This window comes from Caballeronia zhejiangensis (genome assembly GCF_000698575.1).
Lineage (GTDB): Bacteria > Pseudomonadota > Gammaproteobacteria > Burkholderiales > Burkholderiaceae > Caballeronia > Caballeronia zhejiangensis.
In genome coordinates this window covers 1-13,456 of sequence record NZ_JFHD01000047.1, presented here as the reverse complement: position 1 = coordinate 13,456, position 13,456 = coordinate 1, and the positions used below count along the sequence as shown (strand labels likewise).

Below are 13,456 nucleotides of genomic sequence, written 5' to 3'. Positions count from 1 at the left end.
TCCATGGCAAACAACCTGACGATCGTAATCTCGGCGCTCGACAGGACGGGCTCAGGCTTCGCTTCGGCGAACCGGAACCTTCGTGCCATCGATCAGGCGATGATGCGCACGACGCGCTCTTCACAGCGCATGACGGCAGTGCAAAGCTTTGTGACCGGCGCGACGCGCGCGAGCGCTCTCAGCGGCGCGTTGCTCGCGGGCGTCGTGGGCGCGGCCGCGCTCGTCACGTCGAAGATCCTTTCGATCGAATCGGCATGGGCGAACACCGTCCGCAGCGTCAGTAACAAGTCGCTGACGCTCGGCATCGACGCGAAGCAGCTGTTCGGCATCCAGAACGCGGCGAAGTCCGTAGGACTGAGCGCCGAGCAGGCGACGTCTTCAGTCGAAGGCGTTACGCGCGGGTACTACGAGTCGACGCAGGGTCGCGATCCGCAGAAGCGGATGATCTATCAGGCCTATGGCATCAATGGCCTCGACGAGCGCGGCCAGTTCAGTTCCGAGCGCCTGCTCGAGCAGATCGCTGCGGCTGGCGAAAGCGTGAACAGTCGGAACGGCCCGCTCGCTCGCCATCGCCTGTTTGAAGCGCTCGACGCTGGCGGCTTGGAAGATCTGCTGAACAAGGGCGCCGGCAGTGTGCGCGATCGCTATACGCGCGGCGTCGCGCTCGCCCCGAGCGAGGACGATATTCGCCACGCGAACGATTACGCGGAAGCGATGGCGAGGCTCGACGCGCAGTTCGACAAGACGAAGCAGACGATACTCGGCGGCCTTGCCCCGGCGCTGACGACCTTCCTGGAAGGCGTCGAGCGCGTCATTGCGCGCGTGAACGGGCAGGACTATGTGCCGACGCGCTGGAATGGCAGCAGCTACGTCCCCGCGTCGTCACCGGATGCGCCGCCCGCGGCGAACCTTGGCGACCGGGCGATCGATGGACTTGAGAAGTTCGGCAACTACCTGCGCGGGAACGGCGCGCGCACGAACGCCCAGGTCGGTGCCGAGCCGAACGCCAACGTCCCGGCTGCCGTCTCGTTCTTCGAATCGCGCGGTTGGTCGCGCGCGCAGGCAATTGGGATCGTCTCGAACCTGCAGCACGAGAGCGGCATCGACCCGGCGGCGAGCGGCGATAACGGCAAGGCGTACGGCATCGCGCAGTGGCATCCGGACCGCCAAGCCGCGTTTCAGCAATGGGCGGGCAACTGGATCGGCAATTCGACGCTCGAGCAACAGCTCGGGTTCGTCGATTACGAACTGCGGCGCGGCGGTGAGCAGAGGGCGGGTGCAGAGTTGGAAATGGCGCGCACGCCTGGTCAAGCGGCCGATGTCGTTTCGCGGCTGTACGAGCGGCCTGCCGCCGCAGCCGCAGAAGCCGCTGCACGCGCTGCGACTGCGAATCGCATCGCGGGCCTCTATTCGAGTGGACAAGGTGCAGACTCTTCGCAACAGGACGCAGCGCCGGCGCGCTCGGACGGTGAACTACGCGTGAAGGTCGAACTCGGCAACCTGCCGAAGGGTTCGCGCGCTGAAGTCTCGGGCACGCCTAACGTGAAATCGACGGTGGAGCGAGGCTCGACCGGCTCAACCAGTCAATTCGCGCTTGGGGCGACGTACTGATGAATTCGCTCGTTGTGACATTGCCGGAATCGAAGATCTCGATCACCGGATGGAAAGGCGTGCGCGTTACGCGCTCGATTGAGAGTTGCACCGGCTCGTTCGTGCTGGAGATGACGGAGCGCTTTCCAGAAGAGGTTGATGAGACTTCGCTGATCGGAGGCGCGCCAATTCAGATCGCGATCGACGCAGACAATCTGCTGCTCACGGGGTATGTCGATACTGTCGAGTACATCATCACGCCGCACGAGCATCTAGTCCGCGCGACGGGTCGCGGCAAATGTCAGGATCTGATCGATTGTAGTGCGCCGGTCGATCGCATTCTGGCGAATAGCCGAATCGATGCTGTATGCCAGTCGTTGCTGAAAAACTTCGAGATCGATGTGGTGGTTTCAGCAAGCCTGAAGGCGGTTATCGACGAGTTGCCCACGATACCTTTTCAGTTGATCTCGATCACAGAGACGCCGTGGGAGATCATCGAGCGCTGTTGCCGGTATAGCGGCGTGCTCGCGTTCGAGCTCGAAGACGGCTCCCTGTGCCTCGCGTTGGCCGGCGACGCGCTCGGTTCGAGCGGGCTTGAAATCGGGAAGAACGTCGAATCGGCGGTGTCGGTGAAGAGTTCGCTTGGACGGTTCTCAAGCGTCTCGGGCGTGCTGACGAACTACAACAATGCGACCGACATCGGCGTCAACCTGCTGCCCGAATATACGGCGTACGACTCGGGCGTTAAGCGGTATCGCCCGAGGTTCATCGTGTCCGAGCAGCCTTCGTCAGACCGAACGTATCTCGAACGGCGTGTCGACTGGCAGATCGCGCGTGCGTATGGCATGTCGCGACAGGTGCGCGTGCTGGTGGACAGTTGGACCGATTCGAGCGGCTCGCCCTGGTATCTGAACTATCAGGTTCCGGTGACGATGCCGCTGCTAAAGATCCCGGAGAAGACGCTCTTACTCATCACCGAGATCAGCTTCATTCTTGACGAGAACGGAACTCATACCGAGCTTCTGCTTGCGCCGCGGCAGGCCTACCTGCCCGAACCGCTCGTTCTTCAACGCATCGATCCGGACATCGCGCCGGCCTAAGGACCTTGAATGCTCGACGCACTTAACGCGCTCTCGCGGCGGATACGTCTGTTTGTGAGCCGCGCGGTGATCTCGTACGTCGATGACACACGAACGGTCCAGTACCTGCAGGCGAAGATCAACGCGCTGGAGACGGTTGGCGACATACCGCGCTACGTCGAATATGGGCTGTCATCCAATCCTCCGCTTGGCTCCGAGGCCCTCATCGTATTCGGCAATGGGGAGCGCACGAACGGCATTGTGATCGCCACTTCGAACGCGAAATATCGCGTTACTGCGCTGGCGAGTGGCGAGGTCGTGGTGCACGACAACACTGGGCAGAAGGTCTATCTGTCGCAGGCAGGCATGGTGCTCGATGGCGGCGGAAAGCCTGTGACGATCACGAACACGCCCGAGATCGACGCTGACACGCCGTTGCTGAAATGCAAGGGCGACATCATCGACAACTACGAAACGAACACGCGAACGGTTGCGGGAATGCGCCAAGTCGCGAACCTGCATACGCACCCGATCGTGAACGTACAGACCGGCGGAAGCACGATCAACACGCAGCCGCCGACGCAGCCGGAGTAATAGATGCCTGACATCAGCATTGTCTGGGATACGGCGAACAGCCGTGGCGACTGGCAGCAGCTCGGACCTGACCTGCTCACAGGCAACGATCTGCAAACTGCAGTATTGCTGAGCCTCTTCACCGATCGCGCGGCGAATGCCGACGACGTCATTCCTGACGGCACCGGCGATCCGCGCGGCTGGTGGGGAGACCTCGACGAGGATAGCCCCATCGGCTCCCGTTTGTGGCTGCTCGATCGATCGAAGCAGACTCAAGAGGTGCTCAACAACGCGCGCGACTACATCGTCGAAGCGCTGCAGTGGCTCGTTGATGATGGCGTCGTCGCGAGCATGGATGTTCAGACGGAATGGACGCGCGACACGTTTTTGGGCGCGCAGATCACGCTCTATCAACCGGCCGGGCCCAGCGTCTCCCTGACTTACGCATGGGCGTGGCAACAGCTCACTTGATATGCCATTCCAAAGAAAAACGCTCTCCACCTTGATCAGCGAGGTGGCGGCCGACATCAACTCGGCCTTACAAGGTGCGGATGCGACGCTGCGTCGTACCGTACTGAAGGTGGTCGGAAAGGTGCAGGCAGGGATGTCGAACCTGCAGATGGGCTACCTCGACTGGATTGCGAAGCAGGCGGTTCCGTTTACTGCGGAAGACGAGTATCTCGAAGGTTGGGCGGCGCTCAAGAAGGTCTATCGTAAGGCCGCGACGCCGGCGCAGCTGACTGCTTCGTTCGCGGGCGTTACGGGAACTGTGCTGAATGCCGGGACGCCGGTCACGCGCGGCGATGGGGCTGCGTACACGACAGCCTCGACAGCTACTGTAGGCGTAGGTGGCTCGCTGTCCGTGAGCATCGTAGCGACCTCGGCGGGCGCAGACGGTAACGCTGATCCGGGCACGGCAGTAGCGCTCGGCGTTGCGGTGTCGGGTTTGCAGTCGTCTGGAACGATCACTGGCACGGTCGCCTCTGGGTCGGACATCGAAGATAACGATAATCTGCGCACGCGAATGCTCGCTGCATATCAGAACACGCCGCAGGGTGGTGACTTGAACGACTATGTCGGATGGGCACTTGCTGTTGCCGGTGTGACGCGCGCGTGGTGTGCGCCGAATGGTTTCGGCGCTGGCACGGTGGTGATCTACACGATGTGGGATGCCGCCGAGGCTTCACACGGCGGATTCCCTCAAGGCACCAACGGGTGCTCGCAGTACGACAAAGGACCGGGCGGCACGCCGCGAGGCACAGTCGCAACCGGCGATCAACTCGTCGTCGCAGATACGCTAGTGAACGAGCAGCCGGTGACCGCGCTGGTGTATTCGTGCGCGCCTCTCGCAAATAACCTGACATTCACCCTTTCAGGGCTGACGAGCACGTCAACTGCGACTCGCGCGGCGATTTCTGCGGCGATCTCCGATGTCCTGTTTCGGAACGGCGACCCGCGCGCGGGCACGATCAACCGCTCTGACATCGAATCCGCGATCGCGTCTGTCTCGGGCACGAGCGGCTTCGTCATCACCCTGGTTCAAGGCGTGGTCGGAGCAACGACGACGACTTACCCCGGCAATATCACGAGCGGCTTCGGGCAGCTTCCGGTGCTTGCCGCCGTGAACTACGTTTGAGGCGCCCATGCTTGCACCGAACTTCAAGGCAGCGGATTTTCTCGCTGCGATGCAGGCGCTGTTGCCGCGCGGTCGAGTGTGGCCGCGCGACCCGGATGCCGTGCAGACGAAGGTGCTGTCGGGTCTCGCGCCGTCATACGAGCGTCAGACCGCTCGCGCGAATTACCTGCTGATCGACGCGTTCCCATCGACGACGTACGAGCTCCTGCCGGAATGGGAATCGACGCTTGGTCTACCTGACCCGTGCGCTGGCGCCGCGCCAACGATTCCCGCGCGCCGGGCGCAGGTTGTTGCACGTCTCACTGCAGTGGGCGGCTCATCGATTGCGCAGCTGACAGCGTTCGCGGCGTCGCTTGGCTACGCCGTGACGATCACCCAATACACGCAAGCCCGCGCTGGAATGCTACGCGCCGGTCAGCCTTGCTGCGGATACGACTGGAACTTCGCCTGGAAGATCACCGCACCGCTGAACACAGTCGTGCGCGCGGTGGCGGGCGCAATGGCAGCGGGCGACCCGCTTGCGTCATGGGGTAACAACGTTCTCGAGTGCGAGTTTCGTGCGGTTATGCCGGCGCACACCATCCTAATTTTTGCGTACGCCTAAGAGGCCAAACACATGTTTCGAATCGATGACCCGACGGCAGCAACCTCGCTCCCGACACCGGAGGCTGCCGGGACGGAAGGATTCTTCACCGAAGGCAACCCCACTGCCGGCACGCCCGCGACGAATGTGCGCGGATCATGGCTGAACATGATTCAAGAAGAGCTGCGCGCCGTGGTCGTGGCGGCGGGCCTCACCCCGAGCAAGACGACATATACGCAACTGCGCGACGCCATCAAATCGATGTATGGGCCGGGTCGTCTGTTGAATGTGCAGGTCTTCACCGCGAGCGGAACGTACACGCCGACCCCTGGCACTAACAGCATCGTGGTCGAAGGCGTCGGCGCTGGCGGTGGAGGCGGCGGAGCGGCCGCCGCTGGAACGGGCTTGGTTTCGATGGCCGGGTCTGGCGGCGGCGGGACGTACGGAAAGGCGCGCTTTACGAGCGGGTTCGCTGGCACTGCCGTGACGATCGGCGCGGCCGGTAGCGGCGGCGCAGCGGGTGCGAACGTCGGCGGCACCGGAGGCACAACCAGCTTTGGCACGCAGCTCGTGATGCCGGGCGGCGGTGGCGGTGGCGCCGGCTCTCCGCAAACGGCCCCGTACATCATTCAAGGCTATACATCAACGATTGCGGTAACCGGGGCAAATATCAGCCTTTTGGCCGGCGGGTGGTCTGGCGTAGGTATCGCTGTTGCATCGAACGGCGCACGCTCGGGAGTCGGTGGCGACAGCTTTCTCGGGCGTGGGGCTACGGGCGTCCCTGGCGGAGCCGGCCAGGCTCCCTCTGGCTCGGCGGGCTACGGCGGCGGTGGGTCGGGTGGGGTATCTCTGGCGGGCGGCACTAACTATGCGGGTGGCAACGGATCGCCTGGTGTTCTGATCATCTGGGAGTATGCGTGATGGCAAACTATGCGATTGTCGTTGACGGAGTCGTGCAAAACATTGTCGTATGGGACGGCGCGACCGACTGGGCTCCCCCTCAAGGGGCAATCAGCGTGCAAAGCGACACGGCGATGATTGGCGATACCTATGTCGACGGCGTGTTCTCGTCGCCGCAAGTCACAACGGCGTAGCGCGACGTCCGGTTGCGTCTGAGCATCCGCTTCGCGAGATTGATGCTCGGGCGTTCAATGAAGAGGTGAGCGATCGCTGCTGCGATGATGGTCGCGACGAGTGATTCTTCGACCGTCCATCCCCACATTCTGCCCAATTGCAGAATGGGCACATGCAGCATGTAAATCGCGAAACTGATTTCGCCGAGAAAGACGAGGGGCTTTATGTCGAGGAGTCGATTTACGATGCCCCGCCGCAGAGAGAACACGACGATCACGACGCAGAAAGCGGGAGTCGTCCCGACATCGAACATCACCCAGTCTCTGAATGGAGTTCCGATGTGTGCGCCGAGCCAATTATATGACGGCCAGCACGCAGCGTTCAGAGCTGCGACGAACAGCAATGATGTGACTTCCGCGAGGCTCCATCTATTGACGGAGCCTTTCGCCGTCATCCATCGGGCGCGGAGTTCGTAAAGGCCAACACCCAGGATGAACTCGGGAATACGCACCACCGGATTCATCATGTAGACACTCAACCATTGTCGAGGCGTTCCGACAGGTGGCACCAGTAGGACGAAGCAGGTAACGGCAGCGAGCGGCGCGAGTACGGTGAGAAGTGGGCGGCGCACCGCGGCACGACTGATCAACGGGAAGCACGAATAGAAGAAAAGCTCGACGCTGATTGACCATGCTGGCGGGTTCACTGCGAAATTCACATCTCGGTTCAGACTCCACGCCTGCACAAGAAACGCCGTCGCGAGCACACGCCATTCCGTGAGTGTGCCCCGCACCTCGATCTCGTTGAACGGCACTATTAGCAGCAGGGCTACGATGATGAAGAGGTGAACGGGATAAAGCCGGGTCGCGCGCAAAGCAACGAAGCGCGCAGCGCCGACTTCATTCAGTGAATCGCGATAGCTGTGCTGCAGGATAAAGCCTGAGAGCACGAAGAAGAACGAGACAGCATGGTTCGCCAGAAACCATCCGTCTGGGCGAGCCGGAGTCTGCCCGAAGAAACCAGCATGAAATGTCGCAATTGCTGCCGCTGCGAAAAAACGTAGGGATGTCAGCGAGTTAAGTCGTTCGGCAGACATTGTTACAAAGAATTAATCGGGATCAGGCGCGGAGTATATCAGCAGCATCTCCGCGGCTCCTGTCGTCTCAGACTCTAAAAATCGTCAAGCATGCCGCCTTCGGGCGGCTTTTTCATGCCTCCGCGGCTCAACAGAGGAAACACCAGATGTCGGAGTTCTGGAACGAGGGCGTCAAGTCAATTGTGACTGCCCTCGGGAGCGTGGGGACTTTTTGGGTCGGCGGCCGAATGTGGCGTCAGATCGACCGGCGGCGGCAAGCCGAGAGCGAGGGCGAGGCAAATATCGTCAAGGCCGACTCGGCCGCGCAGGTTGAGGCGATCGCGCGATTCGAGCGGCTCGCAACGCTTGCTGAAGAGCGCGCCGGCCGCGCCGAGGCGCGCGAGCTTCTTGCAGTACAACGCGCAGATCGTGCTGAAGAACTGATGCGATCCGCCGAACAGCGAGCCGATGCGGCGGACCGGCGCGCGCAGCGCGCGGAGGCCGAGGTGCTTGAACTGAAAACCAGAATCGAGCGCCTCGAGAAGGCGATCGAGAACCGGAGGGAGTCAGATGTCTCGCGTTCGTGACTGGCGGTGGTGGGTGATGGGCGCATGTCTCCTTGGCGGCTTGGCGGGTGTCGCAGCGGTCGGCTTTTTTATCGGGCAATGGGGAATGTCGGTTGATCGCGCGGAATGGGCGAGGGAGCGCACCGGATACATCAAGCGGTTCCCTGAAGTGCGCGCCGAAACGCGAAACGCATGCGTCGCCGAATACGAGAGCAAGGTGCAGCAGCTGCAGCAGCAGAACCAGCAAAACATCCAAGCGATGTCGGACCTTCGATCGCTGATCACCGATACACATGATGTCGCGCAGTACACGCTGCGCTTTCTGGGCGATCGCGCGAAGTTGACGGACGCGCGGCAGGCGGCACTCATCAAACAGACGCGTCAGGCCGCCGCCGCGGCCACTGTCGCTGCCCAGAAGACGGAAGCCGTCGAGCAGAAAGTCGCAGTCGCTGCGACGAAGGCCGACGAAGCCGCGAACACCGCGAAGGCGGTCGACAAGAAGCTGGAGACGGCGACGCATCCGTCGTTGCCCGCACAGCCTTGGGCGGGCAGTCGGCGATAAGCCAATACACGCTTTCACATCCGGACCCGGCCGCTCGCCGGGTTTTTCTTTTTAGAGGCCCTATGAACCTCAAGCTTCGCCTCGTCGATGACGCGGCCAAGGTGCACACGTATTCGTCGACCATCATTGCGGCGTCGCTCGGCGCCGTTTCTGCCGCGTCGCCTTTCATCGAGGCGGCATGGACGGGAATGCCCGACGAAGTGAAGTCGCTTCTGCCAGATAGCTGGCGGCTTGCTATCGCGATCACGGTCGGCTGTCTCGCAATCATCGCCGCGCGCTACACGACGACGGCTCCGAAAACGACCACGAGCGGAGCAGCGGATGGCAACGCAAACGCAGCAGCCGAGTAAGCGGCCGGGCAAGAAGACACTCGCCGCGACGCTAGGCGCAGCAGCGGCGGCCGCGCTCGTCGCTCTGACTGCGTCGCAGGAGGGTGTTTCGCTTAAGCCCTACAACGATCGTCTCGCGAACAACGTCCAGACCGTCTGCTTCGGCGAGACGAACGTCGAGATGCGCGCGTACACGCTGCCGGAGTGCAAGTCCATGCTCGGCGACAGCCTCGCGGGCTATGCGTCGGCCGTGCGCGACATCACGCCGGGCTTCGACTCGCTGACCGACGGGCAGAAGGTCGCGGTCGTGGATCTCGCCTACAACATCGGCGTGCCGAATTACAAGGGATCGACGCTGCGCAAGCGCTACATCGCGCGCGACTTCCCGGGCGCGTGCTCCGAATTCATAAAGTGGCGGTTCGTCGCCGGCAAGGATTGCGCGATTTCGTCGAATCGCTGCGGCGGCATCGTGACGCGTCGACAGCTTGAGGCTCAAGCCTGCCGAGGAAACTGACATGTCTCCATACCTCATCACAGGAATCATCGCGGGCGCGCTCGGCATCGCAATCGGCGGTGCCGCACTTCACACGGTCGACGCCACGAAGCTCGCGAGCGAGCAGACCGCGCACGCACACGACAACGAGATCAACGCGCAGAAGCTTCAGGCGGTGTCCGACGCGGCCGCGAGCGCGGCGCGCGCAGCGATCGCAAAACAGAACGACGCGGCGACGCAGATCGCGGATCTTGACACCAAACTCAATCTGGAGAAGGCCTCCCATGATGCCGACAATGCGAAGAATCGCGCTGCTATCGCTGATGGCGCTCGACGGCTGCGCGTCGCAGTTTCCGCCTACACCCCCGCAGGCGGTGGCAACACCGCAAATCCAAGCCCAAGCGCCAGCGGCGTGGGCGATGGTGCCGGTGGCACAGCCGAGCTATCACCTGCGTTTGGATCAGCTCTTTTCGGGATCGTCGACGATGCCGACGGTGACGCCCGCGCCAAAGCCGAATACCTCCAGCACTACGTCTGCATCCTCCAGCAGCAAGGAGTGATCGCGGGCGCTTGCAGCCTCACGACTACCGCGAAGGAATGACCACATGGCATCGAATTTGAAGTTCAGCGCCGCACTGAAGAACGCGCAGCAAGCAGCGATCACGACGCAGGTGGGCACGAGCGGCGCATACGACATTTACGACGGCGCGCAGCCTGCGTCGCCTGACGTCGCAATCACGACGCAGAACCTGCTTGCGACGCTCTCCTGCAGCTCTACTTTCGCGCCCGCGCCGTCGAACGGCGTCGTGACAGCGAATGCGATCAGCAACGGCACGGGCACGGCGGCGGCCGGTGCTGGCAAGACGGCGACCTGGTATCGCCTGCGCACGTCCGGGGGCGCGGGTGTCGTCGATGGAACGGTCGGCACGAGCAACGCGGATCTCGTCCTGACGAGCACGACCATCGCACAAGGCCAAACGGTCAGCGTTTCATCGAGCACTTACACGAACGGCCAGTAATCGGCCGCACAGGCGGCCGCAATGGGCACTCTCACCGGTTCGAACACCGTTCTAGCCGGCACCGAGACATTCAATCTCTCGTCGCCGGTTCAGACGGACTGGATTCATTTTCCGCAGTCAGCAACCTCCGTCAATCGAAAGTCGGGCGGCGGCTCGACGATCGGCCTGCCGATGACGATCGGTTCCGGTGTCACCTTCACGGGCTACACCGACGGCCCGAAAATGACGTGGACGGACGGCACGCCGACCGCATCCGCGACCGCGCTCGCTGGCGGCATCTACGCCGACAACACGACGGCGACTGGGCAGGGCATCCAGATCGTCCTGCCAGCGGACACGACGAGCCGCACACTCACGGTCTATTGGGCGGCGTATTCGAGCGGTTGCACGCTCACCGCGACCCTGTCGGATGGCAGCGCGACCGCCTATACCGTTTCGCCGGGGACGACGGGGTCCGGCAATCAGAAGTTCTACGCCACTACCATCACATGGGCGGCGAACTCGGCGGGGCAGACGCTCACGCTGAAAATGACGATCACGACGACGCAGGGCTCGTCGTTCAACGTCATGCTGCACGCGGTCAAGTATCTGGGCAGCGCGCCCGCCGCGATCACCGGGACGGCCGCCGGCACGAACGCGTCGAGCGGCGCAGCATCGGGCGGCGTGAGCACGTCGGGCGCGGCGGCGGCGACGCAGGCAGCGAACAGCGTCATCGCGTCGGGCAGTGTGAGTGGGAGCGGCAGCGCGTCGGCGACTCAGACAATAGGCGCGGCCACAGCGAGCGGCAACGTCTCGACGACCGGCACGGCGAGCACCACGCAAGGGCCAGGCGCCGGTGCGGCATCCGGCGGCGTGTCGAGCTCGGGCGCGGCGGCCTCGACGAGTTCGGGGGGAACGGCGGCGAGCGGCACTGTATCGGTGAGCGGAAACGCGGCCAGCACGCAGCCGCCAAGCATCGCGTCGGCAAACGGACAGGTTGGCGCGGCACCGATCTCAGGGGCCGCTGCATCGACGAATGGCAACTCGGCGAGCGCCGGCGGATCGATCGGCATCGCGGGAAGCGCGGAAGCAACGCAGGCGATCAATGCCGGTGCGGCGTCGGGTCAGATTCGAACACCGGTGATCAGTGGCGTTGCAGCAGCGACGGCAGCCACGACCATTGGCGCAGCAGGCGGGGCCGTGAGAATCGTTGGAAGTGGGGCTGCCACCCAGACGCCTCAACGGGCCGACGTGAGAGGCGCTGTCGCATCAACTGGTGCCGCGTCCGGCACGCAGGCCGCGGGCATGGCGGCCGCGACGGGCGTGGTCCTTCAATCGATCTCTGGAAGTGCAGGCGCAACCCAGGCGCCCGGCGTCGCAAGCGCGGCCGGCCAAGGCGCGATTGTCGGAGTGCCTGTTCCGGTCCGCTATCCGATCGCTTCCGATCTGCGGACGATCACGGTCGCGCGTGAGGCGCGCAGCGCCGTTGTCGACGGCAATTCTAGGGCGGTGCGGGTCGCTGCTGATGCGCGCACGCATCGCATTGAACCGGAAAGCCGCAGCATCACCGTGCGCGCCGGGCAGCCGGCATAACCTCTTCGGAGCATCAAATGGCGTTTCCGTACGTTCCCTCGTTCATCAAGGATCCGCAGGCAGTACTCGACTTCAACTGGGATTGGTCCGCCTGGCTTGGAGCAGGGGAGACCATCATCGATACGAGCGTGACGCCCGATGATGGTCTCACGGTCAATTCGTCGAACATCAGTGGCGATGTCGTCTCAGCGTGGTTGGCTGGAGGCGTCGTCGGCACAACCTACACCGTCGCATGCACGATTACAACGTCGGCTGGACGGACAGAAACCCGTCGGATTCAGATCTCAGTCGGTCTTCGGTAGGCAAGCAGTAGAATTCTCGAACGGAAATAGGCTGCAGGTGACGCGAATGGGAGTGGATGAGAAGGTCGTGCAGGCTTTAAGCGAATGGTCCGAGGGCAATCCTCTCGTACGTAGAGCGTACGTCTTCGGCAGTCGGGCGCGAGGGGATTTCACCGACAAAAGCGATTTGGATGTCGCGCTCGAAATCGATCCGGCTGATGGGGAGACAGCTTTCACCACGTGGATGTTTGAATCACCGACGTGGCTGCGTGAATTGCAGGCGAGATTGCCGTACCGGCTCGACCTTTGGCAACTCGATGGTGACGACACGCCGGTGATTAAACTGGGAATCGAACGATCCAGCGTAATGGTCTATCAACGCAACGCCGCTTCCTAGCCTCGCGCGTGCCTCAATCTTTCTCACCGCTCGTCCGCGCAGAAACTTGCTCTTCCGCCATGATCTTCGGCAGGCCGGGAAAGAACACGTCGCACCGCTCGTGATGAGTTGCGGCCGTCCGCCGAGGGCAATCCGCCAGCTCGGCGCCGAGGTCGGTCATGGGGAATTCCTCGCCGAGGCGGGCGACCAGCTTGGCAAGCCGATACCGGCCTTTGCGATCGCAACGCGAGCACTCGATGTCGATGTGGGTAGCGCGCGCCGCGAGCTCGCCGAGAAGTACGGCTCCGTTCTTACCCATCGCACTCAGGCCGCTCGTACTCGTCGTCATACTCGTTGACGACGCAATCGCAATCACCGCACATCCACCGATTCGGCATGTCGCCGACCGCCGGCTGAAAGTCGTCGCGCGCGAGCCGCCGCGCGCAGACCGGGCACCACATCGCCGCCATTTTCCGACTCCTTCTCCGCACACCGCGAATACTGTATGGATGCACAGTATATATCGCATGGCATATGTGGAGGCGGGGCAGGTAGATTCCCAAAATGGGAATTTTCTCGGGAATCAAAACAAAAAAGGCACTGTGATTTTTCACAGTGCCTTTTCGGTAAAGCGTTGATGCGATTGGT

The 13,456-nt window shown here is 62.6% G+C and carries 19 protein-coding genes; 16 read left to right on the top strand and 3 right to left on the bottom strand.

Annotation, left to right across the window (positions count from 1 at the left end):
- The first annotated feature begins 3 nt into the window (after positions 1-3).
- The 7 genes from BG60_RS32335 to BG60_RS39275 are packed head-to-tail and all read left to right on the top strand — an operon-like array spanning position 4 to position 6,382.
- Positions 4-1,611 carry a phage tail tip lysozyme gene (locus tag BG60_RS32335; RefSeq protein WP_034473988.1) on the top strand — a complete coding sequence of 536 codons (1,608 nt, stop codon included), beginning with the start codon at positions 4-6 and terminating at the stop codon, positions 1,609-1,611.
- Complete coding sequence (locus tag BG60_RS32330; protein ID WP_034473987.1) at positions 1,611-2,690, top strand: phage baseplate assembly protein; 1,080 nt, start codon at positions 1,611-1,613, stop codon at positions 2,688-2,690. The genes BG60_RS32335 and BG60_RS32330 overlap by 1 nt, the downstream gene beginning before the upstream one ends.
- A gap of 9 nt (positions 2,691-2,699) precedes the next feature.
- Complete coding sequence (locus BG60_RS32325; protein ID WP_034473986.1) at positions 2,700-3,263, top strand: phage baseplate assembly protein V; 564 nt, start codon at positions 2,700-2,702, stop codon at positions 3,261-3,263.
- A gap of 3 nt (positions 3,264-3,266) precedes the next feature.
- Positions 3,267-3,713 (top strand): phage GP46 family protein, encoded by a 447-nt coding sequence (locus tag BG60_RS32320; protein ID WP_034473985.1) that lies wholly within the window; start codon positions 3,267-3,269, stop codon positions 3,711-3,713.
- 1 nt (position 3,714) lies between these two features.
- Positions 3,715-4,878: a baseplate J/gp47 family protein gene (locus tag BG60_RS32315; RefSeq protein WP_034473984.1), complete on the top strand. Its 1,164-nt coding sequence runs from the start codon at positions 3,715-3,717 to the stop codon at positions 4,876-4,878.
- 49 nt (positions 4,879-4,927) lie between these two features.
- The gene (locus BG60_RS32310; protein WP_338152092.1) at positions 4,928-5,482 is read left to right on the top strand and encodes a YmfQ family protein; all 555 of its coding nucleotides are present in this window, start codon (positions 4,928-4,930) and stop codon (positions 5,480-5,482) included.
- A 12-nt stretch (positions 5,483-5,494) separates the two neighbouring features.
- Positions 5,495-6,382, top strand: a complete 888-nt coding sequence (locus BG60_RS39275) for a hypothetical protein (RefSeq protein WP_051996792.1) — start codon at positions 5,495-5,497, stop codon at positions 6,380-6,382.
- A gap of 127 nt (positions 6,383-6,509) precedes the next feature.
- Here BG60_RS39275 and BG60_RS32300 read toward each other — a convergent pair whose 3' ends face one another.
- On the bottom strand, positions 6,510-7,631 hold the full coding sequence (locus tag BG60_RS32300; RefSeq protein WP_034473982.1) for an acyltransferase family protein: 1,122 nt from the start codon (positions 7,629-7,631) through the stop codon (positions 6,510-6,512).
- 227 nt (positions 7,632-7,858) lie between these two features.
- Between BG60_RS32300 and BG60_RS32295 the strand changes: the two genes are divergently transcribed.
- From BG60_RS32295 to BG60_RS32255, 9 genes are all read left to right on the top strand, one after another.
- A complete protein-coding gene (locus tag BG60_RS32295) occupies positions 7,859-8,197 on the top strand; it encodes a hypothetical protein (RefSeq protein WP_160172925.1) in 339 nt (112 codons plus the stop codon).
- Complete coding sequence (locus tag BG60_RS32290; protein WP_152563247.1) at positions 8,181-8,738, top strand: hypothetical protein; 558 nt, start codon at positions 8,181-8,183, stop codon at positions 8,736-8,738. Before BG60_RS32295 ends, BG60_RS32290 begins: the two co-directional genes overlap by 17 nt.
- A 62-nt stretch (positions 8,739-8,800) precedes the next feature.
- On the top strand, positions 8,801-9,088 hold the full coding sequence (locus BG60_RS32285) for a DUF7940 domain-containing protein (RefSeq protein ID WP_034473976.1): 288 nt from the start codon (positions 8,801-8,803) through the stop codon (positions 9,086-9,088).
- The gene (locus BG60_RS32280) at positions 9,060-9,581 is read left to right on the top strand and encodes a glycoside hydrolase family protein (protein WP_034473974.1); all 522 of its coding nucleotides are present in this window, start codon (positions 9,060-9,062) and stop codon (positions 9,579-9,581) included. Before BG60_RS32285 ends, BG60_RS32280 begins: the two co-directional genes overlap by 29 nt.
- Position 9,582: 1 nt before the next feature.
- The gene (locus BG60_RS32275; protein WP_051996790.1) at positions 9,583-10,161 is read left to right on the top strand and encodes a lysis system i-spanin subunit Rz; all 579 of its coding nucleotides are present in this window, start codon (positions 9,583-9,585) and stop codon (positions 10,159-10,161) included.
- Between the two features lie 4 nt (positions 10,162-10,165).
- Positions 10,166-10,579, top strand: a complete 414-nt coding sequence (locus BG60_RS32270) for a hypothetical protein (protein WP_034473973.1) — start codon at positions 10,166-10,168, stop codon at positions 10,577-10,579.
- 21 nt (positions 10,580-10,600) lie between these two features.
- Positions 10,601-12,151 (top strand): hypothetical protein, encoded by a 1,551-nt coding sequence (locus BG60_RS32265; RefSeq protein WP_034473972.1) that lies wholly within the window; start codon positions 10,601-10,603, stop codon positions 12,149-12,151.
- Positions 12,152-12,168: 17 nt separating this feature from the next.
- Positions 12,169-12,453 carry a phage fiber-tail adaptor protein gene (locus BG60_RS32260; RefSeq protein WP_051996788.1) on the top strand — a complete coding sequence of 95 codons (285 nt, stop codon included), beginning with the start codon at positions 12,169-12,171 and terminating at the stop codon, positions 12,451-12,453.
- Between the two features lie 46 nt (positions 12,454-12,499).
- Entirely contained in the window at positions 12,500-12,829 is a 330-nt protein-coding gene (locus BG60_RS32255) for a nucleotidyltransferase family protein (RefSeq protein WP_034473971.1), read from the top strand.
- Positions 12,830-12,842: 13 nt separating this feature from the next.
- On the opposite strand, the gene BG60_RS32250 is transcribed toward BG60_RS32255, so the two are convergent.
- On the bottom strand, positions 12,843-13,127 hold the full coding sequence (locus BG60_RS32250; RefSeq protein WP_051996786.1) for a hypothetical protein: 285 nt from the start codon (positions 13,125-13,127) through the stop codon (positions 12,843-12,845).
- Positions 13,120-13,456 (bottom strand): hypothetical protein (locus tag BG60_RS39385; protein WP_206540333.1); only part of this gene is annotated, 337 nt, incomplete at its 5' end. The genes BG60_RS39385 and BG60_RS32250, both read right to left, overlap by 8 nt.